Origin of the sequence: Enterococcus sp. 5H, from assembly GCF_028128615.1 — a bacterium.
In the GTDB taxonomy this organism is placed as follows: Bacteria; Bacillota; Bacilli; order Lactobacillales; family Enterococcaceae; genus Enterococcus_L.
On sequence record NZ_AMDP01000002.1, the window covers coordinates 137,726 to 163,101 of the forward strand.

Here is a 25,376-nt window from a genome sequence, read left to right on the forward strand (position 1 = left end):
TTTAAAAAAACTTATGTTTAATTATAATCAGAATCCCTTTATTTTTGCAAGATAAAGATAAGAAAAAGTAAGGAGTCTATTCCCAAAGATGAAACAGTGGACAAAATAAGGTATAATAGTAGAGAATATGGTTAAACAATGAAAAGAAAAAAGAGGTGTCTCTTAATATGAAGAAAATTTTAGTAGTAGATGATGAAAAGCCGATCTCAGAAATAGTGAAATACAATCTTACAAAAGAAGGCTATGAAGTTTTTACAGCCTATGATGGAGAAGAAGCTGTTGAGCAAGTAAAAGAAGTTGAACCTGACTTGATTATTCTTGATTTAATGTTGCCTAAAATGGATGGTTTGGAAGTTGCCAGAGAAGTCCGTAAAACATATGATATGCCGATTATTATGGTAACAGCTAAAGATTCTGAAATCGATAAGGTTTTAGGCTTGGAACTTGGTGCAGACGACTATGTCACTAAGCCATTTTCAAATCGTGAACTAGTTGCCAGAGTAAAAGCTAACTTGCGTCGCGGCGCAACAAATGCTAAAGAAGCAGAATCAACAACTCAATCTGAATTAACAATTGGTGATTTGACAATACATCCGGATGCTTACATGGTATCTAAACGTGGGAGTAAAATTGAGTTAACACACCGTGAATTTGAATTGTTGTATTATTTAGCAAAACATATTGGTCAAGTAATGACTCGTGAGCACTTGCTTCAAACTGTTTGGGGTTATGATTATTTTGGTGATGTTCGTACAGTTGATGTAACGGTTCGCCGTTTGAGAGAAAAAATTGAAGATAGTCCAAGCCATCCCACTTACTTAGTGACTCGTCGTGGTGTCGGTTATTATCTACGAAACCCTGAACAGGAGTAGTGATTTATGAAGAAAAAAGTTCACTTTTTTCAATCGGTAAACTTTAAAATTGCGCTATCGTTTATCTTATTGTTGTTAATTGCCATTGAGATCATCGGCGGTTATTTTATTCGTGAGCTGGAATCAACAACGATTAATGACTTTAAGAAAAATGTTGATTTACAAGTTACGCAGTTAGCAAATACACTTAGTCCTAAATTGGGTGAAAAAGATCAGGATCGCACAGAGATTGATGCCAACTTAAAAAAAGCCCTAAGTGACTTTTCTGCTTCTGAAACAATAGAAGCTCGTGTCGTTGATGATAAAGGTATTGTCCGAGCAACGAGCGATTTAAACCAACAAGGGATCGTCGGTAAGAAAAATGATTACCGGGATTTAAATGATTTTAGTGCCAAAAAATATGCTGCGATGGATAAAGACCAACGAGTATATATTAATGTTCAGCCTATCCAATCCCCGAATGCTGGCGAATCAGTTATCGGGGTTCTTTATGTTAAAAGTAATATCGAAGGGAAATATCAGGAAATTACTGATACTGCTCGAATATTTTTTACTGCCTCCTTAATAGCTGGAGCGATTTCAATCATTGTGACTCTGCTGATTGCTCGTTCAATTACACAGCCGATCGGTGAAATGAGGGAGCAGGCTTTGAGGATCGCAAGAGGAGATTATTCTGGCAAAGTTAAAGTATATGGTAAAGATGAATTGGGTCAGTTAGCTGAAACCTTTAATCAACTATCTGAACGAATTGAAGAAGCGCAAGAGACCATGGAAGCTGAACGAAATCGACTTGATAGCGTGTTAACCCATATGACAGATGGGGTAATTGCCACAGATCGACGGGGAAAAGTAATTACAATCAATGAAATGGCTATTTCGCTGCTGAATGTAAAGAATGAAGAAGTTATTGGTTCTTCTTTATTGGAATTGTTAGATATTGAAACAGATTATACGCTTAGAAAACTTTTGGAAGATCCGGAAGAAATCTTAATTGACCGTTCATCTTCTGCAACAGAAGAAGATCAAATGATTATCCGAGTTGATTTTGCTATGATTCGTAGAGAATCTGGGTTTATAACAGGTCTGGTTTGTGTACTGCATGATGTTACTGAACAAGAAAAAAATGAACGGGAACGACGTGAGTTTGTTTCTAATGTTTCACATGAGTTGCGGACGCCGCTTACAAGTATGAGAAGTTATATCGAAGCTTTAAGCGAAGGTGCTTGGCAAAATCCGGAGATTGCACCTAATTTCTTAAATGTTACTTTAGAAGAAACCGATAGAATGATTCGAATGATTAATGATCTATTAAATCTTTCTAGAATGGATTCCGGAAATGGTGAATTACAATTAGAGTATGTGAATTTCAATGAGTTAATTAATTTTGTACTAGACCGCTTTGATATGATGGTTGAAACTAGAGATAAAAAGTACACTATTCTACGTGAATTTACGAAACGTGATTTATGGGTGGAACTAGATACAGATAAGATTATTCAAGTATTGGATAATATTTTAAATAATGCGATAAAATATTCGCCGGATGGTGGTATGATTACTTGTCGCTTACTTGAAACCCATAATAATGTTGTCTTTAGTGTAACCGATGAAGGTTTAGGGATTCCAAAGAAAGATGTCAATAAAGTCTTTGAGCGTTTTTATCGTGTGGATAAAGCGCGAGCACGCGAGCAAGGCGGTACAGGTCTTGGTTTGGCAATTTCAAGAGAAGTAATCAAAGCTCATAATGGCGCAATTTGGGTTGAAAGCCAAGAAGGTCGGGGGTCTACTTTTTATATATCCTTACCTTATGAACCTTATGAGGAGGACTGGTGGGAATGAAACTAACAGAAAAAATTATACGTATTGGATTAGTTTTATTAGTGATGCTCAGTTTGTATTTTTCTGTTAGTATCTGGATCAGCTCTGCTAAGAAAGAGCAACCGCTAAAAAATGATAGCCAAGTCGCTGCAGTTGTTAATGAACGATCAGCTACAGATGTCTTTTTGCCATTGCGTTTAATTCGAATCCAAAATGGAAAAAATGAAATGAACAATAGTGAAAATTTAATTGCTAATGTGCAAAATGAAATTAAACAAAGTTCTTTTGGCAGTCTATCTCAAGTTGTTCAGGAGAATGAAGAACAATTTGAAAAGTTCCTTACTATAGACAGCGGCGTTGAATTAATTTATGAAGATTCCTTTTTGTTAAAAGAATATCTTTCAGTTTATGGAATCGCAATTGATACAGCGGAGCTTACAGATAGTGACAAAGTTGATTTTACTTGCATTCAAATTGATTTGAATCAAAACAAAATCCGTTTTCTAGATTTTAATCGAAAAGATGTCTATGAAGCAGCAATTACGATTGACGCAGAAAGACTCCTAACTACATTAGATAAAACTGGAACTGAGTATAATCAAATCTTCGATCAAAAAGTGATTGGAGCGCAACATTATTATTTCTCGGAAAATCTTAAGATGAAAAAATATAGTTATATTTTGGCATCACAACCTGTAACAAAGTTTCGCAATGCTTTTTTTACAAATACAGATGACATTCAAACGAATGAAGATAGTAATGATTTCTCATATAGTAGTGGAAATGAACGGTTAGTAGTAGAAGAAAGACTGGGCAAAATACATTTTAATGGTGTCTTAGAGTCAAGAAAACCTGAAGATAATATTTACTCGGACAGTTTTGACTACATTAAAAAATTAGGAACAAATATGGGGAATATTCGTTATTTTGATCGAACAAATTCTCAGATCAATTACCGTACTTTTGTAGAAGGCTATCCTGTGTTTAGTGAAAATAATAAAGGCCAAGTTCATATCACTATAGAAGATGCAAAGGCAGAAAATTCTACTGTGGTGATTGATACGAGTGTTGATACGATTCAAGTTCCAATTCCTTCTGAAGAAGAAGTTACGTTGCAAAGTACAGAAAGTTTATTTGAAAGCTTAAGTGCAAACGGTGCTGATGCCGCGAAAATAAGTTCAGTTGTAATTGGGTATACGTGGCATAAGATTGAAGAAATTACCCAAGTCGTTGACCTAACTCCGGAATGGTATATTCGCTATGATGAAAAATGGTATTCAGAACAGGATTTACTAGAACTGTTAGCGAATTCGGAGGTGGAATAATGGACTTTAAACGAATCGAGTGGATTTTTTTCGTTGCTTTTTTAGGATTGAATATTTTTCTTTTTGGGATTTATCAAGAAGGGCTAAAAGAAGAAAGCAATGTCGCTTTTTCAGATCAAACAGATAGTATAGAAAAACGCTTAGGGAAAGATCAGATTACGTATAAAGGTGATTTATCTTCGGAAAAATTAGAGGGTTATTATCTTAGTGGGGAGCAGACTAATTTTTATGATGCGATCCAAAATGAGCGTGAAACAAGAGACCGGAATTTTTTTAGAAGCGGTACAGAGCTGATTGATTATTCTTTAACTGTTTATCCGCAAATGAATTATACCCAAACTAATTATTTTATTGACGAAAAAAGTGTGGAAAAATCTTTACAAACTTTTTTAAATGATCAAGATAATGTCTTATTTGGCAATCAGTATCAGTATCTTTCCAACTTTTCTAATTTAGATGGGGAGTTTCCGGAATTAATTGCTTCTCAAAGTTATAAGAATATTCCTTTTAAGGATGATACTGCACAAATCTCATTGAAAATTGAAAAATCAGATGAATCAGCAGGAATTCACAAAATTTATAAGTACACACAAACACATATTCAAAATATCGAAGAACTAAGAGATAAAATGGACTTATCTTCAGAACGTGATGCAGTCGAAACATTGTATATTAACAATAAAATTCCAAGTAATACAAAAATTTTATTTAGAGAGCTAGCTTATACGAGAATTTATAAAATTCGTGAAAAGAATGTTTATGTTCCAGTTTGGTTTGTGGGGCTGAAACCTAGTGAGGGAAATTTACAGATTGAGCAAGTAAATGCAATGAGTAATACGATCATCACAAATAATACAGTTCCAAAGGTGGAAAATCAGTAGTGATGGTTGTATAATAAGTAGCTGTAAACAAAAGAAGGGAAGCGATCAGAAAAATGAGTCAAGAAACAGCTTTTAACATTAGCATTCTTGCCAGCGGCAGTACAGGAAATTCCCTTTTCATTGAAACTGAGAATAAAAAAATACTTGTAGATGCCGGTTTAAGCGGCAAAAAAATCACTTCATTATTAGCGGAAGTCGGACGTAAACCAGAAGATTTAGATGCCATTTTAGTTACCCATGAGCATCGCGATCATATTCATGGTGTTGGTGTAATGGCCAGAAAATACAAATTGGATGTCTATGCCAATGAACAGACTTGGGCTGCCATGGATCCTTTGATCGGTACTGTTGCGGTTGAACAAAAGCATATTTTTGATATGGGAAAAGTTTTAACTTTTGGTGATATGGATATTGAAAGTTTTGGTGTTTCTCACGATGCAGCTGCACCGCAGTTTTATCGTTTTTATAAAGATAATCGCTCGTTTGTAATGTTGACAGATACAGGTTATTGTAGTGATCATATTCGCGGAACAATTAAAGATGCAGATGCTTATTTAATTGAAAGTAATCACGAACTTGAAATTTTGCGGATGGGTCCGTATCCATGGAGCTTGAAGCAAAGAATTTTAGGTGACAAGGGTCATTTATCAAATGACGATGGTGCGTTAACAATGGCTGATGTTATCGGAGATCATACAAAACGAATTTACTTAGGGCATTTAAGTAAAGAGAATAACACGAAAGAACATGCTAGAATGGCAATGGAATCTATTCTAAAAGAAAAAGGATTAGGTGTGAATTTTGATTTCAATGTTTATGATACTGATCCAGATTCTGCTTCTGAGTTATTTGCGATTTGATTAAATACTTGATGAATAACATTTGATTATTTTGAAAGTGGCTGGGACGTAACCTCTGAGTTATTTCCACGTCAGCAAAAATCCGAATAAACGGTGTGAAAAAGTCAGGCATCATTTCATTTCGATCAGATTGCTGTAAATCACGAAGAATATTGTGATTCGATGATGAACGATACAAGGGACAGAATGTTCGGTGCTTCCTTTAATGCTCTCAGAATTGAAAGATTCGACAATTTCTTAAAACCCACACAATGCGTTTTATTGCATTGTGTGGGTTTTAGTCCGATTGCTCAAGTCTAAACGACTTTTTTCATAATATCTCTTTGGAATGAAAATGACAGTTTTCTTATAGATACCTTAACAAAATAGACCTTGTTTTTTTTGCTTTGGTGCAGTATAGTTAACTATATTTTTGAACGTTGAAAAACAGAAATTATTTTTCTGTTTAAATTTGTTACACAGAAGCAGTACGTTAGAGTTTACTTGTTTCTGCGCTAGGAGGAATTAGATGTTTCAATTTTTACCTCATTCAGTTTTACAGATGGGTACTATTTTTTTATCGATTGTTATTGAAGCTTTGCCTTTTGTTATGCTAGGTTGTGTGATTTCAGGCGCTTTACACGTTTTTTTAACACCGGAAAGAGTCAAGAAATTATTGCCGAAAAATAAATTTTTATCTATTCTTGTTGGCAGCTTTTTAGGCTTCTTTTTCCCCTCATGTGAATGTGGCATCGTGCCGATTGTTCATCAGTTTGTCAAAAAAGATGTGCCGACTTACACTGCTTTTGCTTTTATGATTACAGCCCCTATTATTAATCCAATTGTGCTGTTTTCAACATATATTGCCTTTAGTAACTCAATAAAATTTGTGATTTGGCGTGTGTTGGGGAGTTTAATTGTCGCCTTAGTCGTTGGTGTTTGGTTGGCATACATTAACAAAGAATCAATCTTACGACAAAGTTTGAGTGAAGAAATTTCTTGTACGATTGAATCGAATGAACATCAACATGACCATAAAAAAGAAGGTTTCTGGCAAAAGTGCTGGTCAGTCTTAACACATGGTATTGACGAATTTTTTGACACTGGGAGGTATTTAATTTTTGGTTCATTATTAGCTTCAGCTATGCAGACCTATTTACCGACTGGTGCTATGCTTCAATTAGGAAATACCAAAATTTTAGCTATATTAGTGATGTTGATTTTAGCAGCTACTTTATCATTATGCTCAGAGGCAGATGCATTTATCGGTTCATCTTTGTTGAGTTTATTTGGCAGCGGTCCTGTTATTGGCTTTTTAGTTTTTGGACCAATGGTGGATATCAAAAATTTATTAATGATGAAACGCTATTTTAAAACTTCTTTTATGTTGAAATTTGTAGGAATTGTTACAGTGGTTGTCAGCTTGTACGCGTTAGCAATCTGAGGAGGGTAGAAAGATGATTCGATTTTTGATTTTAATTGGTTATACATTATTGATGACTTATCTGCAAGTATCTGGTCGTTTAAATCAATACATTAATGTTCATTATCGTTACTTAGCAGTTTTGTCAATGGTCCTTTCTTTTGTTTTAGCGATTGTTCAGCTTATTTTATGGAATAAAGAAGAGGATCAGAAAAAAGACGACCACCACCAGCACGAGGGGCACGACCACGGACTAAATAAACCCTATCAGCGTGGGATCGCTAATCTGTTACTGTTATTGCCTTTAGTAGTTGGTTTTCTTTTTCCTACAGTAAGTTTAGATACATCAATAGTTGAAGCAAAAGGGTTTAATTTGCCTTTGAGTAAAGAATCTGTAGGGGATCCAGATGTACAAACCCAATACTTAAAACCTGATACCAGTATTTATTTTGATAAAACAGATTACGATAAGCAAATGAAAGTAGCGCTGGAACCTTATATTAAAGATGAACATGTTACAGTTACAGATGAAAATTATTTAGAAGTTATGGAATTGATTTATAACTATCCAAGTGAATTTATCGGTAAAACAATTTCATATAAAGGATTTGTGTTTAATTCTTCTGAAACAGCCCAGTCCGATGTCTTTGTTTTTCGTTTTGGGATCATTCATTGTGTAGCAGATTCAGGTGTTTTTGGATTACTAACACATATGCCTGAAGGGCAAACATACCAAAATAATGATTGGGTTGAGGTGACTGGTACGATCCACTCTCAATACTATGCGCCGTTCAAACGTGAATTACCAATTGTGGACGTAAGTAAAGTGGTAAAAGTCGATCAACCAAAAAATCAATATGTCTATCGTTCTTTTTAGATAAAAAAAGAGAGAGGCTGAGAAAAAAGTGTTTAGCTCCGAGAAATAAGAAGGGATTCACGAAAATTGCTCTTCAAATTTTTGTGAATTTCAGCTTATTTCCGAAGGAGCTGCTTTTTTCTCGCCGTTTATTCGGATATAGTGAGTGAAACAAAAACTGATTTTTAGTTTTGTACCACTCTTCTCCTTTTAATTTCAGGAAAATTTATTAAAGTTTTTTTCCCAGATAAGTTGATTCTCTAATTCACTTGTTTCATCTATTTGTGTACAGTTGAGTTTAAACCCTTGTTTCAAGTAAAAGCGATAGGCTTTTTGATTTTTTTGATAAACAGAAAGAGTCAATGTCTGATAATTTTTTTTGATATTAGTCAAAAGTTTTTGCCCAATTCCTTGATTACGGAAGTTACTTTCAACAAAAATTCCAGCAAGATAATTATCAATTAGTCCAGCGAAACCAATAATTTTTTCATCTTTCAAATAGATATATAAATCTGCTTGAGGCAATTGTTTCCTCACTGAAGCTGCATTATCCAGCCAGAATTTTTTTGAAACAAACGAGTGTGCTTCAATATTTGCTGTTAACCAAATTTCCATGAGGATGTCTAATTCTTTTGTGGTAGGTGTTTCTATTTTTTTATCATTTTCCTTATCCTTATCCTTATCCTTATCCTTATCCTTTCTAAATTAGCTTATAAAAGAACAATTCCTACACTCATCAATTCAACTCCAAAACTTTATTTATTTTCTTTTTTTCTAATTAGACTGAGTATTTCACGTTTTTCTCTGAAGTTTCGTATGTTATGATTTAACACTTCGGATAGAACCAATCCTAAGGCAATAGCCCCCGCGATCATAATTGCTTGAACAGTCGAGTAAATAGCTATTTCATACTGTCCGATTACTAGATTTCTAACTGCTTGATAAGCAAGACCACCAGGAACTAAAGGAACCATTCCGGGAATATTAAAAATGGTAACAGGTAACTTTAGCGTTCTAGAGCAAATAAAACTTACGGTGGCCACACTTAGAGCTCCTAATAATGAACCTAACGCGGGAACTGCACCTAGTTGAACTGCAAACCAATAAATCATCCAGCCAGACGCTCCAGACAAACCACAGGCAATCAATGAGCGACGAGGAACATTAGTAAGGATCGCATATGCTGCAGAGGCTAAAAAACTAAATGAAAATTGAACAAATAAATCAAACATTTTTATAAACCTCCTAATAAAATAATTGAAACACAAAAGCTATGGCAAAACCAATCATCGTAGCAGTCATAATTGCTTCTGTTCCCCGTGAGACACCTGAAAGGTAATGACCAGCTAACAAGTCTCGCAACGCATTCGTAATCTGAACACCTGGTACCAAAGGCATCACACAACCAATAATAATCATATCCTGATTCGTTCCTAAACCAATTTGCGTGCATAATAAAGCAGCACAGCCAATAAAAAATGCAGATAAAAACTCGGATAAAAATTTTATTCGTAAAATCTTAAGACTAAAATAATATAAACTATAGCCTAAACCACCGATCACAAAAGTTAACGGTAAATCTGACCAAATGCCACCGAATAAAATCATAATCGTTCCACTGATAACCGCTGCACTAACAAAACGTAGCCATAACGGGAAAAACTTTTTTTCTTGCTCTAATGATTTTAGTTGATCCAATAGGTCTTTTAATGTAAATTCACCAGCTACATATTCTCTGGATAATTGATTAATATGAGAGACTTTTTCCAAATTAATAGAACGATTTAAAATTTGAACCATGCGGATCGTGGAAGTGCCATCCAGTCCGACGAAAAGCCCAGTTTGCGTAACATAACTTACCAGTCGATAATCACCGGAAGCTAATGCAATACGACTCATAGTGTCTTCAACACGGTACATTTCAGCATCGCTTTCCAACATGATTTTCCCAGCTAATAAGCAGGTTTCTAGTACCTTTTCTATGTCCAAAGTTGCCATTTCAATTCCTCACTTTTTCTATTGTGTCTATATGTTAGTATAGTTGAAAACTCTCTGAAAAAATAGCATATTGGGACAAAAAGATAAACAAGTAACACCTATTCAAGAAAAACCTACCATGATAAAAATTATAAGAATTTATTTGAAAAAAGTTTTCGTTTATTCCATGTTAGCGTATAATAAGAAAAATACAAAAAATGAATGGGATGAGAAAATGATTTTACTGGGTTCTTTGGTTAATGGCGTTGCAATAATAATTGGGAGTTTGCTGGGCGCAATTTTAAGAAATATTTCAGAACAAATGAAAGATACGGTTACCAAAGGAATCGGTTTAGGTGTACTAGTATTGGGTGTTCAGATGGCTTTCAAGACATCTTCTTTTATCATTATTTTAATTAGCCTGTGTTTGGGTGCAATGCTTGGTGAGCTGTTGGGACTTGAAGACAAAATGAATCAATTTGGTTTATTTTTGGAAAAACGTTATGCAAAACCGAATAGTAATTTTGCGGAAGGTTTCATTACTGCTTCGCTGATCTTTTTGATTGGTTCGATGGGAATTATCGGTGCAATTGAAAGCGGAGTAGCGCATAATCACCAAACGCTGTTTACTAAAGCTGTAATGGATGGTTTTATGTCGATTATGTTGACAGCTACTTTAGGTGTGGGTGTTCTTTTTTCTGCAGTTCCAGTTTTCTTGTATCAAGGATTGATTGCTATTTTTGCTAGTCTAATGATGCGTTATGTGCCCAAAGAGTTATTGGATTTATTAATGAGTGAAATTAGTGCAATTGGTGGATTGATGATTTTAGGTATTGGTTTAAATATTATGAATATCACAAAAATTCGAGTATCAAATTATCTTCCGGGGATTTTGATCTTAATCGCAATAATTACTTACCAATTTTATTTTTAATTGTAATCTAGAAAGCTAAAAAGATGACAGCTAGTTGTCATCTTTTTTGTGATACGATCTAACTATAAAGTGAAGGAGGAAATCAAAATGATGACACAATTAACAGAAAAAATAATTAAGGGAAAGAAAATTCGGACAAATAACGGTAAAATAGATGAAATTATTCAGTTATGGAGTCATGTACCTGAAATGAAGTTAAGTGGTGAAGTGTATGCAGTTTATTCAAATTATGCTAGCAATTTCAAAGGGGACTACGATTTACTTATTGGTAACGAACATGCAAACTTTCAAGAAAGCAGCACAATCCAAGTAGGAAATTATGTTGAGATTACTGTAGTTGATGGAACACCAGAAAATGTAGGTAAAGCGTGGCAAGGTATCTGGGGAGATGCTGAGTTAGAAAGCCGACGAAGCTATTTGACTGATTTTGAATATTATAAAACCGATGGATCTGTTAGTATCTATCTTTCGGTAAATTAAATCAGAAAATGAGATTGTGACAAACGTCGTTTAGTTCAATTGCCGAATAAATTGACTTCTTCACACTATTTATTCAAATTTTCACTGACGTAGATATAACTCAGAGAGTTGTATTTACGTCAGTTTATTTTTATACAAAAATAGGAATATCCCGGTCTGCTTTTGCATAAATATTTGATTTTTTGCTTATTTTTAATAAAAAACCGTTGACTTGTACTCTGACTAATCTTATAATGTGAGAAACAATATAATTAGAAAAATATGAGAAAGTAAAGGTGTGAAGTAAATGAAAGTCTCAATTGTTGGGGTGACGGGGTATAGCGGGTTAGAGTTATTACGATATTTAAAGCAACATCCTTTTGTTGAAATTGTTTCAATTCATAGTCATTCAATGAATAAAAAATCATTAGCTGAAGTTAACCCACATTTGCGGCAACTAATTTCATTACCATTAGAAGAGATTAACTTTCAGAAAATCATGGAATCGAGCGAACTAGTTTTTTTGGCAACACCTTCAGGGATTTCCAAAGAGTTAGCGATTCCGTTTGTAGAGGCTGATTTTCCAGTCATTGATTTATCGGGAGATTTTCGTTTAAAAGAAGTTGGCGCTTACGAAACTTGGTATGGTTCGTCACCTGCACCGGAAGCTATTATTAATATGTTTGATTATGGCTTAGCGGAAGCAAGAGAAAAACCAAAGTCAAAATGGATTGCTAATCCAGGTTGTTATGCAACGGCTACAGAATTATCTTTAGCACCTTTACTAAAAGAAGAGCTAATTTTACCGGATTCGATTATAGTTGATGCAAAATCAGGGCTATCAGGTGCTGGAAAAGGTTTGTCTCAACTCACTCATTTTACAGAAGCTCATGACAATATGACATTGTATAAAATGAATCAACATCAGCATATACCAGAAATTATTCAACAAATAAAGATATGGGAGAAAGCAGTAAAAGCAATTCAGTTTTCAACGTCATTAATTCCAGTTACTAGAGGCATTTTTCTAACTGCTTATGCCAAATTAAAGCAACCAAGTTCTGACGAGAAATTGGTTCAATTATTTAAAGATCATTATGAGGAAAAGCCGTTTGTTCGAGTTCAGGAAGTTGGTAATTATCCAGCGTTGAAACAAGTTATTGGCTCAAATTACTGTGATATTGGTTTGGCTTACAACAAAGAGACGAATTTAGTCACAATCGTTACAGTTATCGACAATCTAGGGAAAGGTGCAGCGGGACAAGCTGTACAGAATTTAAATATTTATGCAGGATTTGATGAATGTAGTGGTCTGGACAATATTCCGATTTTTCCATAAATAAAATTGGTTAATCTAAATATATTGATTAAAGAGGGAGCGGCAAAATGAAGAAGGTTATCGTTATAAAAATGGGTGGAGTAGCTAGTGATAATTTAACAAAAACATTTTTCGAACAAATAGATCATTGGCAAAAGCAAGGGAAAAAGGTAGTAATTATTCATGGTGGTGGGCATTACATTTCCGAAATGATGGAGCGCTTAAATGTACCAGTTAAAATTCAAGATGGCTTACGAATAACGACAGAAGAAACCCTAAAAATTACTCAAATGGTCTTGATTGGACAAGTTCAGCCAATGATTACCACTCATTTTCAACAAGAAGGATTTTCGGTAGTAGGGTTAAACGCCTCTTGCAGTCAAATTATTACGGGAAACTATCTGGATAAACAAGCGTTAGGTTCAGTTGGAGAGGTACAGCAAGTAGACACTGAATTGTTAGAGCATTTATTAGAAACAAAACATATTCCGATTATTGCGCCTTTGGGTTTAACTAAAACAGGCGAATGGTTGAATATCAATGCGGATCATGTAGCTTGTAAAGTAGCCGAAGAACTTCAAGCTGAAAAACTATATTTGCTGACAGATGTACCAGGTGTGAAAAAGGAAGAACAATGGCTGAAAGAACTTTCGACTAACGAAATTCCCCATTTAAAACAGAAAAAAGTAATTAAAGGTGGCATGTTGCCAAAACTGGAAAGTGCAGTTTCAGCGATTAAAGGTGGCGTTAAAGAAGTTCATATCACTAATAAAATTCAATGCGCCGGTACAATTATCAAAGCGGAGGAGGTCTTTGTATGAGCTATTTATTCCCCAATTATGCAAGAAAAGACATTGAGTTTATGAAAGGTTCTAAAAATACTCTCACAGATCAGGCTGGACAATCCTATCTAGATTTTACTAGTGGAATTGGCGTAATGAATTTAGGTTACGAAGTTCCAGAATTAAATGAAATTTTAGCGGAACAAGCAAAATTGTTGTGGCATACACCCAATTTATATGAGAATCATTTACAAGAAGAAGTGGCGGAAAAGCTAGCGAATGGCAAGGATTATATCAGCTATTTTTGTAATAGTGGGGCAGAAGCTAATGAAGCAGCTATTAAGCTTGCACGTAAAGCAACCGGTAGAACAAAAATTATTACGTTCACTAATTCGTTTCATGGCAGGACATATGGTGCGATGAGTGCTACTGGGCAATCAGGTATCCAAGAAAGCTTTCAGCCATTGGTTCCTGATTTTGTTTATCTGCCATACAATGATATTCCTTCGTTGGAACAAGCTTTAGACATGCAGACAGCAGCGGTTATGCTGGAATTGATTCAAGGTGAAGGTGGAGTAATCCCAGCTGATGAGGAATGGATTCAAAAAATAGTAGAGCTTTGCAAAAATACTAGGACGCTCTTAATCATTGACGAAATTCAAACAGGAATCGGTCGAACAGGAACGTTGTATGCCTACGAAACCTATCAAATTGAACCTGACATATTTACATTAGCTAAAGGCTTAGGTAATGGAATTCCAGTTGGCGCAATGCTAGGAAAAAAAGCTTTAGCTGAAGCTTTCAACCCAGGAAGTCATGGCTCAACTTTTGGCGGGAATAAATTAGCAATGAGTGTTGCGAATAAAGTCGTGGAGCAGGTTAATCAGTCGATTTTTTTACAAGACGTTCAGGAAAAAAGTAAACAATTATTTGCAGGTTTGGAAAAATTAGCTGAAAAAAGTAAAAAAATCCAAGCAGTGCGTGGTAAAGGTTTGATGATTGGTTTAGAGTTATCAGATCCAGAAACTTTAAATCAAATCGTAAATGATTTACAAATAAATGGATTGCTGGTTTTAAAAGCTGGGAAAACTGTTTTACGTTTATTACCACCATTAACGATTACTCCTACTGAAATTGATTGTGGGTTGCAAATTCTGGAAAAAGTTTTCATTGAAGGAGAAAAATAAATGATAAATTCTATGTATGGTAAAAGCATTTTGAACTTAACGGAATTAACAAAAGAAGAGTTTTTGTCCGTTATTGAACTAGCAGTAGCAGTTAAAGCTAAACCAGATAATTATAAAGGTGTTTTAGCTGGGAAAATTTTAGCAATGATTTTTGAAAAAAATAGTACAAGAACACGTATTTCTTTTGAAGCAGGTATTATTCAACTTGGCGGACAAGCCATTGTTTTAGATTCTAAGAGTACACAAATGGGTCGAGGTGAACCAATTAAGGATACAGCAAATGTGATGTCAGGTTATGTTGATGGGATCATGATTCGCACATTTTCAGATCAAATGGTGGCTGAATTAGCCAAAGAGGCTTCGATTCCAGTTATTAACGGACTAACAGACGATCATCATCCTTGCCAAATATTAGCTGATTTTCAAACAATTTACGAGAATAAAGGAAAACTTGCTGGATTAAAACTAGCTTACGTCGGTGACGGCAATAATATGGCTCACTCTTTCTTAATTGGCGGAAGTTTAGTGGGCATGGATGTTTCGATTGCAGCACCTAAAGGCTATGAACCAAAAGCTGAATTTATTGAAATAGCTCAAAAAAATGCAGAAAAAAGCGGCAGTAAAATTGAAATTGTAAATGATCCAGTCCAAGCAGTAAAAGATGCGGATGTTCTGGTGACAGATGTTTGGGCAAGTATGGGAGCGGAAGCTGAACAAAAAGAACGTGAAGAAAAATTTAAAAATTTTCAAATTAATAATCGTTTAGCGGTTCAAGCAAAAAAAGATTTTTTATTTTTACATTGTTTGCCCGCGCATCGAGGTGAGGAAGTATCCGCTGACATTATCGACGGTAGCCATTCAGCTATTTATCAAGAAGCTGAAAATCGATTACATGCGCAAAAGGCGTTAATGATTAAAGTTATGGGAAATTTGTAATAGAGAAACAGAGCGTGTTTAGTTAAAAATATATGTTTAAAAAATAGGAAGCTTAGACTCCTATTTTTTTTGTAATGTATACATCATCCACTGATTTGTTGTGTGTTGCTTAATCAAAGTGAAACCAATCTTTGAAATAAAATTACTAAAATCTGTCGAATTTTTTAATTCAGGTAAAAAATAATTGATTTTTGCTGTTTCACAGGCCAAAACAACAAGCCCGTCTTGCTTAAGAACACGATGTATTTCATCTAAAGCTTGTTTTAGATCATTCCAATGAAAATGTGTCTGAAAAGCAGTCACTAAATCAAATTGATCAGCTTCAAAAGTAAGATTATGAACATCCATTGTTTCAAAATGGAACATGTCAGGAGGATATCTTTTTTTAGCGTGTGAAATAGCATCTGGAGAAAGATCAATTCCTGTTACAGAAACTGTATGAAATTTTTGAGCAAGATAGGCGCTAGATGCTCCATTACCAACACCAATGTCCAAAACGGTTGATCCAGCATTTAAATCAATATATTCCATCGCCCATTTGACTAAAGGAAGATAAACTTTATTCCAAAGTCTCATCATTACAAAACCAAGTGCTCCAGTTGGCTTTTTTGATTGTTTTAATAATAGTCCAAATAAACTCATTAATAATATAATAATGCCAAAACTCATCCAAATAAACATAACAGCCTCCTATACTCTATCCCAACTTCTTTTAAAAATAGTATACAATAAAAAAACAGCAAGCAGAGCAAAAATTACGTAGAAATTACCTGCACATTAGGTGAAAAAAACGAATAATACGTTGATTTTGTTAAATTTAAAGAAAATCTTTAGATTATTCTAGGAAATGTTAAGTTTTATTTGTAGTTTCGTCTTGTTTTTAGTAGAATGAAACTGTATGAATAGAAGAAAAGTGAGGTGTAGATAAATGGGTTTTACTGATGAAACTGTACGTTTTGATTTTGATGACAGCCGTAAGAAAGAAGTAAGTGAGACTTTGTCCACTGTATACAGAGCTTTAGAAGAAAAAGGATATAATCCAATTAACCAAATTGTGGGCTATTTACTTTCTGGAGACCCGGCCTACATTCCTCGTTATCAAGACGCTCGAAATTTGATTCGTCGTCACGAACGAGATGAGATCATGGAAGAGCTTGTTAAATTTTACTTATCTAATCATGGAATATCAATTCGATGAGAGTAATGGGGCTTGATGTTGGATCAAAAACGGTTGGAATTGCCGTAAGTGATCCGTTCGGCTGGACAGCACAAGGTGTGGAAATTATCCGGATCGATGAAGCACAAGAAGAATTTGGTTTTGAGCGTTTGGCAGAATTGGTCAAAGAATATGAAGTAACAAGTTTTGTAGTTGGCTTGCCGAAAAATATGAACAATTCTATTGGACCGAGAGCAGAAGCATCAATGGCTTATGGTAAGAAAATTGAAGAAATCTTTCAATTACCAGTTGTTTATCAAGATGAACGCTTAACTACAGTACAAGCAGAGCGAATGTTAGTTGAACAAGCCAATACTTCAAGAGCAAAACGCAAAAAAGTAATAGATAAAGTAGCAGCTGTCATGATTTTACAAAATTATTTAGATGGTGCTGGAAATAAAATTTAAAGAACTTAATGAAGTAAGTTCAAGAGGAGAGCAAGAGAAATGACAGAAGAACACAACCACGATCATGAAGAACATGAGCATATTACCTTAGTTGATGAACAAGGCAATGAAACATTATATGAAATTTTACTAACGGTTGATGGACAAGAAGAATTCGGTAAAAATTACGTACTTCTTTATCCAGCTGGCGTTCCAGAAGAAGAAGACGTTGAATTGCAAGCTTATGCTTACATCGAAAACGAAGAAGGAACAGAAGGCGAATTAGAACAAATCGAAACAGATGCTGAATGGGATATGATTGAAGAAGTCTTCAATACATTCATGGCGGAAGAAGAAGAATAGAGTTTAAATGATAGCTAAGCCCTTGATACATAAGGACTTAGCTTTTTATTTTGTTTTAGTGAATATGTGATTGAATACGGTGTGTTAAAAATTCAAGTGTTTAACAAGCTTTTAGTTAGCAGTAAGGGCAGATACAAATCCAGATGACAAAGCAAGTCCAGCGTTAGACTATTACAATGCGGGTAATGTGATTTCGTATGATAGCTATATTATGGCTAACGGTTATGCTTGGATTAGTTACATTGCTGGCAGTGGTAAACGTCGTTATGTTGCTGTGGGTCCAGATGATGGGCAAACAAATACGACTTGGGGTAGAGGTTTTTTTAATTAAAACATATCTTTAGCTTAGGTTTCTTCCTCCTGTTACACTTAAACCAACAATTAACAGGAGGGAATACATATGTGTGGAAGATTTTCATTGAATCCTGACGAATCAAAAGAAATATGGGATATTGTTAGAGCTGTAGAAGAGAAACATAAAACAATCAAAACGGGTGAGATTTATCCATCTAATGATGTACCAGTGATTTATAGTCCTGATTCTGATGATATTGATTATAATGCTACGACATGGGGATTTCATAGGTTTAAAAAAGGACAGCTTCTTATCAACACACACGATCTGGAACCGTGACCGAGAAAAAGACGCTTGCCAAAGCATTTAAAAGCACATAGTGTGTATTTCCAACCACGGGATTTTATGAATGGGATGCAAATAAAGAGAAGTTTCTATTTTACTGAGCAAGATTCTAAGTCTGTTTACTTGGCAGGATTTACAAAAGATTTGAGGATGGTAATCGTAGTATTATTTTGACTACTGCAGCAAATGAATCTATGCAGCAGATACATGATCGTACGCCTGTAATTTTACCTAAAGAGTCTATTAATCAATGGATATTGGATGAGGAATTTGCAGAGTCCTTTATAAAATAGAGAATGCCGAAGTTGGTTAGTCAAAGAAGTTAAGATCTAGAAATACTGAGGATTCTGTTTAGTCTATGAGAAATTAACAATTAAACTAATTGTTTTATATATGTGCTATTAAAGTTGATAAAGCTGTTGTTTTGTATACGTACTTCTGGTTTAATATAGATAGTATTTAATTAGAAGAGGAGTTTATAAATGTTTAATGATTATTTTGAAAACGAATTAAAAGTTATGCCACATTTCTTAAGAGCTAAATATGTAACAGCAGTAAAGGGACTGACTAAAGAAAAACAATTTGCCTCAAAAAAAGAAGAAATTAATAATATATTCGGAAAAGGAGAGGTGCAATCGTTGCTTTGCGTGAAATTCTGTTAAATCAAAATGAAATATTGATTGAGGCTTATAAAAATATTGAATCTAAAAAAAGTTTAAAATATAGTGCGCTTTTTGAATTGGATGATGATAGAAAAATCCATGACATTGTAAGAGCGATAGGACAAGGCAATGAGCTTTCTGATTCAACTATAGATTTAAGCGATCCTGCATATGAAATAAAGGCAATTATGATAGACAATATGTTGAAATTTACATTTCTTTTGCAAGGGATAAAAATTCAAGACAGTTCTCCGATGCCTTGTAAAACAACATATTCTGTTGTAGTAAAATTTTGGGAGATAGAGAACAGTAGTAAAAAATTCGTTGAAATTGACGTTGATAATGTTGCTACATATTTTAGGCTTGATAAAAGTAATTTCTTTACATTTATGATTGATACTGTATTAAATTACCTTCAAACTGACTTTGCGTTATCATTAAAAGCGATTGATTTATACGCTGTTTTGGAGAAAATTAAAGATAAAGAAAAGTCAGGGGAATTAAAAAATTTACCTAAAGCTTCTGCTCAAAAAATGGTTTTAAGCTCTGGTTCCCAAGCTATACTGGATTCTAACGATGCCGAGACTATAATATTACCTATCCTTGGAGAATTAAAAAAACTAATCGAAGCAAATGAGAAGTTGTTTTCGGAGTCTCCAGATGTTAAAATTCTAATTGAAGATTTTATTAAGGATACAGAATTGATGTCTGATTTACCTTGGATTACATTTACTTGGGATGATAAAATAAAAAGTAAAAAAATTCAGGTTAAATTTGTGTTTTCAGATTATCCATATACACTTTTAAGTTACTATAGCCACACAAAGGGAAGGAGTGGAATGAATGATGTCGTTGAATCTTTACTCAAAGAGTACTGCAATTTCACAAATAGTAACAACCAATAACTTGCCGCAGGAAAAAGTGAAACGATTTCTTGATAAATTAGATGAATATGGAAATAATCGATTATATATATCAACTATAAGAAAATTTTTCAAAATATCTCAAGAAGAATCGCTAAGTGTGATTGAGTTGTTAGTTACTTTAGATATATTGAAACCGGTATACAAAATAAAAATAGATGATAGAATTCTTTCTGCAGAGTATGATTACTTGAAAGATATACCTCCCTTTACTTTTGATGAAGACAAGTATGAAGATGTTCCTATTAACTTTATTGATAATGTGTTTGTGTTTTTTAGAGTGATTTCTGATGAATAATGATTTAACGAAATTAATCGAAGCTGCCAAGACCAACCCAAGTATCTTTAAACGGGAGTATACATTCACAGAGGAGCAAGCATTACAAATAGATAAATTAATTATTCAAATACTTGAAGATAAGTTTGAAACCACCAAAAGTAAGGGCGACGCACTAGAAAGTCTTGTTGATTACATTTTTAGCAGTCACAATATTTATAAAGTTAGAAGGAATTTAAAAACTAGCACAAACGAAATAGATGTATTTTTAGAATTAGAGTTTTTTGGAGATCAAGTGAATCAAACTATCGAGAAAAGTCTTTTAGAAAATGAAGTTTTGGTTGAATGTAAAAACTATAATAGTAAAGCGGATGTGACTTGGATTGGTAAGTTTGCAAGTCTGTTAAGAGTATCTAATACAAAAGTTGGTTTGTTTATTTCGAAAAGAGGTATAACTGGTAGGAGTAAATGGCAAGACGGGAAAGGACTAATAAAAAAAATCGCACTCAGAGATAATAATCTTATATTAGATTTTGAATTAGCTGATTTTATGAATTTAAAAGGTAAAACACTTTTTGAATGTTTAAGGACTAAAGTGCAGTCATTAGAGCTAGATATAGATATAGAATCTTTAATCGAAACACATGATTTAGAATCAAAACTTTAGTATTATGCTCGGAATTAAAATAATATATACTAAACAAAAACAATTATTTACCATCGTGCCGCTCTTTTCGTCGGGCGCGGTGTTTTTATTTGCTAATAATAAAATCAAACGCTAGAATAGCCACATTCCGCTTTATCAGCGCTCATTTACGGAAATAAGTGTGTGCTTTTTTGTCCGCTGGAAATTGTTTTTTTATACCAATAACTAGTGTTATACTAGCTGAGAGTGGTTCGAGAAGTACTCCTATTTGGTTGAAATGCCGATAGGAGTATTTTTGTACAGTTTGCGAGATGTGTCAGTTTACAAATACTTTACTCTATGATATATTCAATATTCGAAAACAACAAAAAACACCAATAACGAGCGATGCAACCTTCCCCAAGATTTTTTATGCTCAATCGGTGTTTTTTTATTTTATCCAGAAAACAGTGTAAATGATAATTAATAATATTTCAAGTAATATGATAAGCGCGTAGTTACGCTCTATAACGTAACTGTTGTTATTATTTAATAAGGATGGAAAGCTTAATTAACAGTGTGTTTTTCGCGTGAATGTGTTTACAAATGTTATTTTATATGATAAATTAATAGTTGTGATATATTACACGAGCCAACCAGCGATGTCTTCCCCAAGATAGTTTAGCGGTTGGCATTTTTTGTGTTGAATTACATTCTAAAGATTTTCTATTACAGACTTTGAGTAAGAATAGAATTGTGTGGAGTCCTATATTTTGTTATACTTTTCTTAAACTAAGAAAAGGAGACTCGCATGACAATTAATAGTAATTCAAGTATTGCTGGGGGAGTATCTGCTTCCTTCAGTAAATCTGCAAGTGCTTTAAATAGCCTCTCTATTTCTGTCGGTTCTGGACAAATAAATGTGGCTGGGAACGGAACTGCACTCGCTAGCTTTTCAAGTTTTCAATCAAGCGTAAAAGCCGTTTCTAACAGTGTGGTGACAGCTGGTGATAATATTAACTCTGTTGCCAAAGAGTTTGAACGGATTGACCAAAAAATCGCCCAATTACCTAACCTATCCTTTGGAGGTATGAGGTAATGGAATTAACACAGCAACAACTCTTTGAAGATAAAAATTACCAGTTTAGAAACCAATTGGAAGAATTACAAGATACACAGCTAGACAACAAAAAGGAACTACGAAAACTGGAAAACTTACAAGAACGGTTTCATTTGTTGCAGCAACAAGAACAAAAAGTTTATCAAGGATCATTGAATGAAGTAGATCCTGAAGAACGATCTTTTTTCGAGGAACGCCATGACGAAGGACTTCATTTATCACGAAAAGTCCAACAAGAGCTTGAAGAGGATCGAGAACAATTAGAACAAGAGCGAAGAATTTTGTTTGAAAAAGAAGAGTCTGTCCATGCAGCTCATAGAGCCTTTCTAAAAACCGAGAGGGAGGCAACTGTTAATGGGACTTAAATTTGTTGTATCAGAAGCACAAACAAGAAGTACACAAGCTTCACAAGCAAGCAGTCAGGCACAACAAGCAGCCGCAGCGTTACAACAAAGTATTCAAACTTTTCTATCAGCGCCGTTATCTAGTAAAGCTTATGATTCAGCAAAAAATTACTTTATGGTAGCCTATACACCAATCGGTCAATCGATTATAATGACAGGTGAGGCATTAGCGAATGCACATAAGAAGTTCTTAAGTGAGTACTTAGCAACGGTTAATGGTTCTGATCTGGACGAAGACCAATTAGTAGCCGAGATTGACAATTACAAAGCATTGTTGGATACGATTGATGATCTCATTCGGGATGCGAAAACGCAAAGAACTGATTTAGAAAGACGCTCGATGAATGCGTATCAAGCGATGCAGAAGCGGCAAGAGAAATTGGAAAAATTTCGTACGTATAGTGGTCAATCAGCAAGCTATTTTTCAGAATACCAATCGTCACAAAGTGAATTAAACAATGGTTTAGCACAAGTACAAGGTTGTAAAGCATGGAACGCGTCCACAGGTACATTTGACATTGCACGGCTTGATATGAACTGGGCAAAACCAATCACCACTCGTTGGGAAGATCGCCAGAAAAAAATTGATGCTAAAGTAAAAGCCTATAATCTAGCCAATCAAGAGATCACGACAAAGTTTGATGAATACGGCAACGTCACAGGTGTTTACGTTGATGGGAAATTTGATTCAGAGTTAACAAGTACCCTGCAAGAAGCGATCAGGACTCAGAATTTCAACATGATTAAAGGTTTTGGTTCTGGTTTTATCGATCAATTAGCAAATAACAACGGTAAATCTTTATTAAACGAATGGTTTGGTGAAAGAAAAGTTGGAGCAGAACTTTCTGGAACACAAAGCTATGCGCTCGGTCAATTTGTTGCGGACTTAGCTTCTTTAGTACAAGGTGGAGCAGAGTTTATAGGCGGTGGTTTATGGGCATTTGGGGGTTCAGCAGCTTCTACTTTCTTTTCTGGTGGAGCAGGAGCGGTTGCAGTTCCTGCGATTAGTTCAAGTGGATTAGCAGTATCTGCGCATGGTGGTGGTGTATTTACCAGTGCTTGGAATAGTTTAGGAAATGGTCATTCTTATAAACCAGATAACAAAGCTGTTGCAAATATGAAAGAATTTTTTGAAACAGAGTTTGGATCTAATATAAAAGGTAACGTTTCAAAAAATGGAAAAATGGTTGATGGACAGCAAGTTTATAAAGTAGACAACAAACAATTGAAAAAATATGGATTAAAAAAAGGTGATCAACTTTATTTAGACGGGATGCACAAAGATCACTTAGAAGTTTTTAATAGCAGCGGTAAGTTAGAAAAAGTTTTAAACTTAGACGGAAGTGTTAATGCTGACAAAACTAGAAAAGCTTTAGGGAGGGTTTTAAAATAGTGAACAATATTGATTGGAAGACTTTAGTAAAATTTTATGAAGATGTAGATAAGAAAAATAAAGAAGAATATGCTTCAGATTTCCCAATAAAAATACTAAAAGAAGATATACTAGAAGAAATTGAAGATGATCTAAAGGAACTACAGCAAACTATTAATAAGATAAAATCAATAGATGTTCATGCTGACTTAAACGTATTAAATAGCAATCAGATGTTTAAAGAACAGTTGATTATGTTACTTGGAATATATGGTCATTTAAATACTGAATTTGAACAGTTATATGATCTTCATTCACAGTTTATTAAACAATTGCCAGAATGGACTGAAGACGCAAATTGAATAAGAAATCGACATGGATGAAAACAAACTATTTTATGGAACGCCAAAGATAATTAGTTAAATAAAATGTAGCCTACCAGTTTCGATCGGTAGGTATTTTCTGTGATTTGAAAAATTCTTTTTAAAAGCCTTTCTTCATTTTTGTTCAAGGAGGTATACTCTTGTGACGGAATCTAAAACACTGCTTTAACAAGATATTCGATTGTTCATAAGGGTTGCTCAAAAATATTTTTCTATCCTAATTAAAGTTATCCTTAAAACATTCGTTATACGTAACACTCATTTTTTCACTCCGTTTTAATTTTCTATCTCTTCAGAACTAATCCTCCTAAGATGATTTTCTGGATAAGTATATCAAATAAAAAGTTGAGGTTAAACTGATGACTCATAATGTGTTAACTTTTAAAATTATAGTGATTTTTAAAAGTAGCAATTAACGACTTTATAAACGGAATATGTTTTACTGAAATAGAGTAAAACTTAATTAGCCGAAAGCAAAATTGCTTTGAGCGGTTATTTCATAGAAACGATAACTGTGTTTTCAAGGTATGCTTTTAAATTTAACATTTTATTTGATATACTTATTTAGAAATACTTTCAAAAAGGATGTGATTATAAAATGAAGAAAAAATATTTAGGGGTCTTATTACTTTTTTCCTTACTATCAGTAGGTTGTTCTAAAAAACAGCCAACTAAAACAGAAGATTCCGACTTCCAAATTAAACAATCCGAATCGACAACAAAGAAATCAGAATCTACCACGGAAGTAACTTCTAGCTCTACTTCGGAATCAATTGTTTCGTCTTCTATCGTTCAACAAACTACCGCTAGCCTTGAGAATGAAGTTCAAGAACAGGTATATCCAGAAGTAGTGGACAATACAAACGAAGAAAATGAAACAAATTCAGAAAACTACTATTATAATTTTATAAAAGATGTAAAGCAGAGACAAGTTGACTACATAAATTCTATTGAAGATCCTCATATAAAACAATCTGTTCAAACCAGTCAATCAGCCGCTATATCAGCATCAAACAGTTTGCTATTAGAAAACCCCCGAGATGCTGACATTATAAAAGAAGCACTTCAAAAAGTGCTTAATGAATAAGCTGTCAATAACTAAGTCCATCGATATTTTAAAATATAAGAACTTTAACAACTGATCTCAAAAAATGTTTGTAGTCGTTCTGAACGACTACTTTAACAGAGTATCAAATAGTAACCTTGTCGAAATGTGGTGACGACCTAGCGAAACGTTAGGGCATAAATTGAACGAACGCAAATATGCGTTGGTTGTATGATTAACGACACCGAAAAAAACAGGGTACCTTATCACCCGCGGGTGAAGAGGTTAAGTCAATGTAACTAAGTCGAAAATATCGAACTAGTTACCTTGTTCATTTGTTTTCAAAAACTAAA

31 protein-coding genes and 1 pseudogene are annotated in these 25,376 nt (G+C 34.2%); 28 read left to right on the forward strand and 4 right to left on the reverse strand.

Annotated features, from left to right (window positions below; translation table 11 throughout):
• Positions 1-167: 167 nt before the first annotated feature.
• The 7 genes from yycF (at position 168) to C240_RS00850 (ending at position 8,035) form a co-directional block, all read left to right on the forward strand.
• Positions 168-872, forward strand: coding sequence for a response regulator YycF (gene yycF / locus C240_RS00820; RefSeq protein ID WP_271489398.1), 705 nt, complete (start codon positions 168-170; stop codon positions 870-872).
• Between the two features lie 6 nt (positions 873-878).
• Positions 879-2,711 carry a cell wall metabolism sensor histidine kinase WalK gene (gene walK / locus C240_RS00825; protein ID WP_271489400.1) on the forward strand — a complete coding sequence of 611 codons (1,833 nt, stop codon included), beginning with the start codon at positions 879-881 and terminating at the stop codon, positions 2,709-2,711.
• Positions 2,708-4,015 (forward strand): YycH family regulatory protein, encoded by a 1,308-nt coding sequence (locus C240_RS00830; RefSeq protein WP_271489402.1) that lies wholly within the window; start codon positions 2,708-2,710, stop codon positions 4,013-4,015. The genes walK and C240_RS00830 overlap by 4 nt, the downstream gene beginning before the upstream one ends.
• Positions 4,015-4,896 (forward strand): two-component system regulatory protein YycI, encoded by an 882-nt coding sequence (locus C240_RS00835; RefSeq protein ID WP_271489403.1) that lies wholly within the window; start codon positions 4,015-4,017, stop codon positions 4,894-4,896. The genes C240_RS00830 and C240_RS00835 overlap by 1 nt, the downstream gene beginning before the upstream one ends.
• Positions 4,897-4,949: 53 nt before the next feature.
• The gene (locus C240_RS00840; protein WP_271489404.1) at positions 4,950-5,756 is read left to right on the forward strand and encodes an MBL fold metallo-hydrolase; all 807 of its coding nucleotides are present in this window, start codon (positions 4,950-4,952) and stop codon (positions 5,754-5,756) included.
• Between the two features lie 508 nt (positions 5,757-6,264).
• The gene (locus C240_RS00845) at positions 6,265-7,179 is read left to right on the forward strand and encodes a permease (RefSeq protein WP_271489405.1); all 915 of its coding nucleotides are present in this window, start codon (positions 6,265-6,267) and stop codon (positions 7,177-7,179) included.
• A gap of 13 nt (positions 7,180-7,192) precedes the next feature.
• A complete protein-coding gene (locus C240_RS00850; protein ID WP_271489408.1) occupies positions 7,193-8,035 on the forward strand; it encodes a TIGR03943 family putative permease subunit in 843 nt (280 codons plus the stop codon).
• Between the two features lie 195 nt (positions 8,036-8,230).
• Here the strand turns inward: C240_RS00850 and C240_RS00855 are convergent, their stop codons facing one another.
• The 3 genes from C240_RS00855 to C240_RS00865 all read right to left on the reverse strand — a co-directional run bounded on the left by C240_RS00855 (position 8,231) and on the right by C240_RS00865 (position 10,012).
• The gene (locus tag C240_RS00855; protein ID WP_271489411.1) at positions 8,231-8,629 is read right to left on the reverse strand and encodes a GNAT family N-acetyltransferase; all 399 of its coding nucleotides are present in this window, start codon (positions 8,627-8,629) and stop codon (positions 8,231-8,233) included.
• A gap of 140 nt (positions 8,630-8,769) precedes the next feature.
• Complete coding sequence (locus tag C240_RS00860; RefSeq protein WP_271489413.1) at positions 8,770-9,246, reverse strand: threonine/serine exporter family protein; 477 nt, start codon at positions 9,244-9,246, stop codon at positions 8,770-8,772.
• A 13-nt stretch (positions 9,247-9,259) separates the two neighbouring features.
• Positions 9,260-10,012 (reverse strand): threonine/serine exporter family protein, encoded by a 753-nt coding sequence (locus tag C240_RS00865; RefSeq protein WP_271489415.1) that lies wholly within the window; start codon positions 10,010-10,012, stop codon positions 9,260-9,262.
• Between the two features lie 214 nt (positions 10,013-10,226).
• Between C240_RS00865 and C240_RS00870 the strand changes: the two genes are divergently transcribed.
• The 6 genes from C240_RS00870 to argF all read left to right on the forward strand — a co-directional run bounded on the left by C240_RS00870 (position 10,227) and on the right by argF (position 15,607).
• Positions 10,227-10,925: a DUF554 domain-containing protein gene (locus C240_RS00870; protein WP_271489420.1), complete on the forward strand. Its 699-nt coding sequence runs from the start codon at positions 10,227-10,229 to the stop codon at positions 10,923-10,925.
• Between the two features lie 87 nt (positions 10,926-11,012).
• Positions 11,013-11,405 carry a GyrI-like domain-containing protein gene (locus C240_RS00875; RefSeq protein WP_271489423.1) on the forward strand — a complete coding sequence of 131 codons (393 nt, stop codon included), beginning with the start codon at positions 11,013-11,015 and terminating at the stop codon, positions 11,403-11,405.
• A 286-nt stretch (positions 11,406-11,691) separates the two neighbouring features.
• Positions 11,692-12,723 carry an N-acetyl-gamma-glutamyl-phosphate reductase gene (gene argC / locus C240_RS00880; protein WP_271489426.1) on the forward strand — a complete coding sequence of 344 codons (1,032 nt, stop codon included), beginning with the start codon at positions 11,692-11,694 and terminating at the stop codon, positions 12,721-12,723.
• Between the two features lie 47 nt (positions 12,724-12,770).
• Positions 12,771-13,523 (forward strand): acetylglutamate kinase, encoded by a 753-nt coding sequence (argB, locus tag C240_RS00885; protein WP_271489430.1) that lies wholly within the window; start codon positions 12,771-12,773, stop codon positions 13,521-13,523.
• Positions 13,520-14,671 (forward strand): acetylornithine transaminase, encoded by a 1,152-nt coding sequence (locus C240_RS00890; RefSeq protein ID WP_271489432.1) that lies wholly within the window; start codon positions 13,520-13,522, stop codon positions 14,669-14,671. Before argB ends, C240_RS00890 begins: the two co-directional genes overlap by 4 nt.
• A complete protein-coding gene (gene argF, locus C240_RS00895; protein ID WP_271489436.1) occupies positions 14,672-15,607 on the forward strand; it encodes an ornithine carbamoyltransferase in 936 nt (311 codons plus the stop codon).
• A 60-nt stretch (positions 15,608-15,667) separates the two neighbouring features.
• Here argF and C240_RS00900 read toward each other — a convergent pair whose 3' ends face one another.
• Positions 15,668-16,288 (reverse strand): class I SAM-dependent methyltransferase, encoded by a 621-nt coding sequence (locus C240_RS00900; RefSeq protein ID WP_271489439.1) that lies wholly within the window; start codon positions 16,286-16,288, stop codon positions 15,668-15,670.
• 247 nt (positions 16,289-16,535) lie between these two features.
• Here C240_RS00900 and C240_RS00905 point away from each other — a divergent pair, with 247 nt between their 5' ends.
• From C240_RS00905 to C240_RS00975, 15 genes and pseudogenes are all read left to right on the forward strand, one after another.
• Entirely contained in the window at positions 16,536-16,805 is a 270-nt protein-coding gene (locus C240_RS00905) for an IreB family regulatory phosphoprotein (protein WP_271489442.1), read from the forward strand.
• Entirely contained in the window at positions 16,802-17,230 is a 429-nt protein-coding gene (gene ruvX, locus C240_RS00910; protein WP_271489445.1) for a Holliday junction resolvase RuvX, read from the forward strand. Before C240_RS00905 ends, ruvX begins: the two co-directional genes overlap by 4 nt.
• Positions 17,231-17,269: 39 nt before the next feature.
• Entirely contained in the window at positions 17,270-17,572 is a 303-nt protein-coding gene (locus C240_RS00915) for a DUF1292 domain-containing protein (RefSeq protein ID WP_271489448.1), read from the forward strand.
• Between the two features lie 160 nt (positions 17,573-17,732).
• Positions 17,733-17,903 (forward strand): annotated as a pseudogene (locus C240_RS00920) (SH3 domain-containing protein); the annotation flags it as partial.
• Positions 17,904-17,972: 69 nt separating this feature from the next.
• On the forward strand, positions 17,973-18,206 hold the full coding sequence (locus C240_RS00925; RefSeq protein ID WP_271489451.1) for a hypothetical protein: 234 nt from the start codon (positions 17,973-17,975) through the stop codon (positions 18,204-18,206).
• Between the two features lie 176 nt (positions 18,207-18,382).
• The gene (locus C240_RS00930) at positions 18,383-18,505 is read left to right on the forward strand and encodes an SOS response-associated peptidase family protein (RefSeq protein ID WP_271489454.1); all 123 of its coding nucleotides are present in this window, start codon (positions 18,383-18,385) and stop codon (positions 18,503-18,505) included.
• A 189-nt stretch (positions 18,506-18,694) separates the two neighbouring features.
• Positions 18,695-18,874: a hypothetical protein gene (locus tag C240_RS00935; protein WP_271489457.1), complete on the forward strand. Its 180-nt coding sequence runs from the start codon at positions 18,695-18,697 to the stop codon at positions 18,872-18,874.
• Positions 18,856-19,779 (forward strand): hypothetical protein, encoded by a 924-nt coding sequence (locus tag C240_RS00940; protein ID WP_271489459.1) that lies wholly within the window; start codon positions 18,856-18,858, stop codon positions 19,777-19,779. The genes C240_RS00935 and C240_RS00940 overlap by 19 nt, the downstream gene beginning before the upstream one ends.
• Positions 19,718-20,095, forward strand: a complete 378-nt coding sequence (locus C240_RS00945) for a hypothetical protein (RefSeq protein ID WP_271489461.1) — start codon at positions 19,718-19,720, stop codon at positions 20,093-20,095. Before C240_RS00940 ends, C240_RS00945 begins: the two co-directional genes overlap by 62 nt.
• Positions 20,088-20,741: a restriction endonuclease gene (locus tag C240_RS00950; protein ID WP_271489463.1), complete on the forward strand. Its 654-nt coding sequence runs from the start codon at positions 20,088-20,090 to the stop codon at positions 20,739-20,741. The genes C240_RS00945 and C240_RS00950 overlap by 8 nt, the downstream gene beginning before the upstream one ends.
• A gap of 769 nt (positions 20,742-21,510) precedes the next feature.
• Entirely contained in the window at positions 21,511-21,798 is a 288-nt protein-coding gene (locus C240_RS00955; RefSeq protein WP_271489466.1) for a TIGR04197 family type VII secretion effector, read from the forward strand.
• Positions 21,798-22,184 carry a DUF3958 family protein gene (locus tag C240_RS00960; protein WP_271489468.1) on the forward strand — a complete coding sequence of 129 codons (387 nt, stop codon included), beginning with the start codon at positions 21,798-21,800 and terminating at the stop codon, positions 22,182-22,184. The genes C240_RS00955 and C240_RS00960 overlap by 1 nt, the downstream gene beginning before the upstream one ends.
• Positions 22,174-23,616, forward strand: a complete 1,443-nt coding sequence (locus C240_RS00965; protein WP_271489470.1) for a hypothetical protein — start codon at positions 22,174-22,176, stop codon at positions 23,614-23,616. The genes C240_RS00960 and C240_RS00965 overlap by 11 nt, the downstream gene beginning before the upstream one ends.
• Entirely contained in the window at positions 23,616-23,957 is a 342-nt protein-coding gene (locus tag C240_RS00970) for a hypothetical protein (protein ID WP_271489473.1), read from the forward strand. The genes C240_RS00965 and C240_RS00970 overlap by 1 nt, the downstream gene beginning before the upstream one ends.
• Before the next feature lie 619 nt (positions 23,958-24,576).
• Positions 24,577-25,065 (forward strand): hypothetical protein, encoded by a 489-nt coding sequence (locus C240_RS00975; protein WP_271489475.1) that lies wholly within the window; start codon positions 24,577-24,579, stop codon positions 25,063-25,065.
• Positions 25,066-25,376: the final 311 nt, after the last annotated feature.

Coding starts and splice junctions, on each gene's coding strand:
- yycF (WP_271489398.1), top strand. CDS start 168: ATGAAGAAAATTTTAGTAGTAGATGATGAAAAGCCGATCTCAGAAATA.
- walK (WP_271489400.1), top strand. CDS start 879: ATGAAGAAAAAAGTTCACTTTTTTCAATCGGTAAACTTTAAAATTGCG.
- C240_RS00830 (WP_271489402.1), top strand. CDS start 2,708: ATGAAACTAACAGAAAAAATTATACGTATTGGATTAGTTTTATTAGTG.
- C240_RS00835 (WP_271489403.1), top strand. CDS start 4,015: ATGGACTTTAAACGAATCGAGTGGATTTTTTTCGTTGCTTTTTTAGGA.
- C240_RS00840 (WP_271489404.1), top strand. CDS start 4,950: ATGAGTCAAGAAACAGCTTTTAACATTAGCATTCTTGCCAGCGGCAGT.
- C240_RS00845 (WP_271489405.1), top strand. CDS start 6,265: ATGTTTCAATTTTTACCTCATTCAGTTTTACAGATGGGTACTATTTTT.
- C240_RS00850 (WP_271489408.1), top strand. CDS start 7,193: ATGATTCGATTTTTGATTTTAATTGGTTATACATTATTGATGACTTAT.
- C240_RS00855 (WP_271489411.1), bottom strand. CDS start 8,629: ATGGAAATTTGGTTAACAGCAAATATTGAAGCACACTCGTTTGTTTCA.
- C240_RS00860 (WP_271489413.1), bottom strand. CDS start 9,246: ATGTTTGATTTATTTGTTCAATTTTCATTTAGTTTTTTAGCCTCTGCA.
- C240_RS00865 (WP_271489415.1), bottom strand. CDS start 10,012: ATGGCAACTTTGGACATAGAAAAGGTACTAGAAACCTGCTTATTAGCT.
- C240_RS00870 (WP_271489420.1), top strand. CDS start 10,227: ATGATTTTACTGGGTTCTTTGGTTAATGGCGTTGCAATAATAATTGGG.
- C240_RS00875 (WP_271489423.1), top strand. CDS start 11,013: ATGATGACACAATTAACAGAAAAAATAATTAAGGGAAAGAAAATTCGG.
- argC (WP_271489426.1), top strand. CDS start 11,692: ATGAAAGTCTCAATTGTTGGGGTGACGGGGTATAGCGGGTTAGAGTTA.
- argB (WP_271489430.1), top strand. CDS start 12,771: ATGAAGAAGGTTATCGTTATAAAAATGGGTGGAGTAGCTAGTGATAAT.
- C240_RS00890 (WP_271489432.1), top strand. CDS start 13,520: ATGAGCTATTTATTCCCCAATTATGCAAGAAAAGACATTGAGTTTATG.
- argF (WP_271489436.1), top strand. CDS start 14,672: ATGATAAATTCTATGTATGGTAAAAGCATTTTGAACTTAACGGAATTA.
- C240_RS00900 (WP_271489439.1), bottom strand. CDS start 16,288: ATGTTTATTTGGATGAGTTTTGGCATTATTATATTATTAATGAGTTTA.
- C240_RS00905 (WP_271489442.1), top strand. CDS start 16,536: ATGGGTTTTACTGATGAAACTGTACGTTTTGATTTTGATGACAGCCGT.
- ruvX (WP_271489445.1), top strand. CDS start 16,802: ATGAGAGTAATGGGGCTTGATGTTGGATCAAAAACGGTTGGAATTGCC.
- C240_RS00915 (WP_271489448.1), top strand. CDS start 17,270: ATGACAGAAGAACACAACCACGATCATGAAGAACATGAGCATATTACC.
- C240_RS00925 (WP_271489451.1), top strand. CDS start 17,973: ATGTGTGGAAGATTTTCATTGAATCCTGACGAATCAAAAGAAATATGG.
- C240_RS00935 (WP_271489457.1), top strand. CDS start 18,695: ATGTTTAATGATTATTTTGAAAACGAATTAAAAGTTATGCCACATTTC.
- C240_RS00945 (WP_271489461.1), top strand. CDS start 19,718: ATGATGTCGTTGAATCTTTACTCAAAGAGTACTGCAATTTCACAAATA.
- C240_RS00950 (WP_271489463.1), top strand. CDS start 20,088: ATGAATAATGATTTAACGAAATTAATCGAAGCTGCCAAGACCAACCCA.
- C240_RS00955 (WP_271489466.1), top strand. CDS start 21,511: ATGACAATTAATAGTAATTCAAGTATTGCTGGGGGAGTATCTGCTTCC.
- C240_RS00960 (WP_271489468.1), top strand. CDS start 21,798: ATGGAATTAACACAGCAACAACTCTTTGAAGATAAAAATTACCAGTTT.
- C240_RS00965 (WP_271489470.1), top strand. CDS start 22,174: ATGGGACTTAAATTTGTTGTATCAGAAGCACAAACAAGAAGTACACAA.
- C240_RS00975 (WP_271489475.1), top strand. CDS start 24,577: ATGAAGAAAAAATATTTAGGGGTCTTATTACTTTTTTCCTTACTATCA.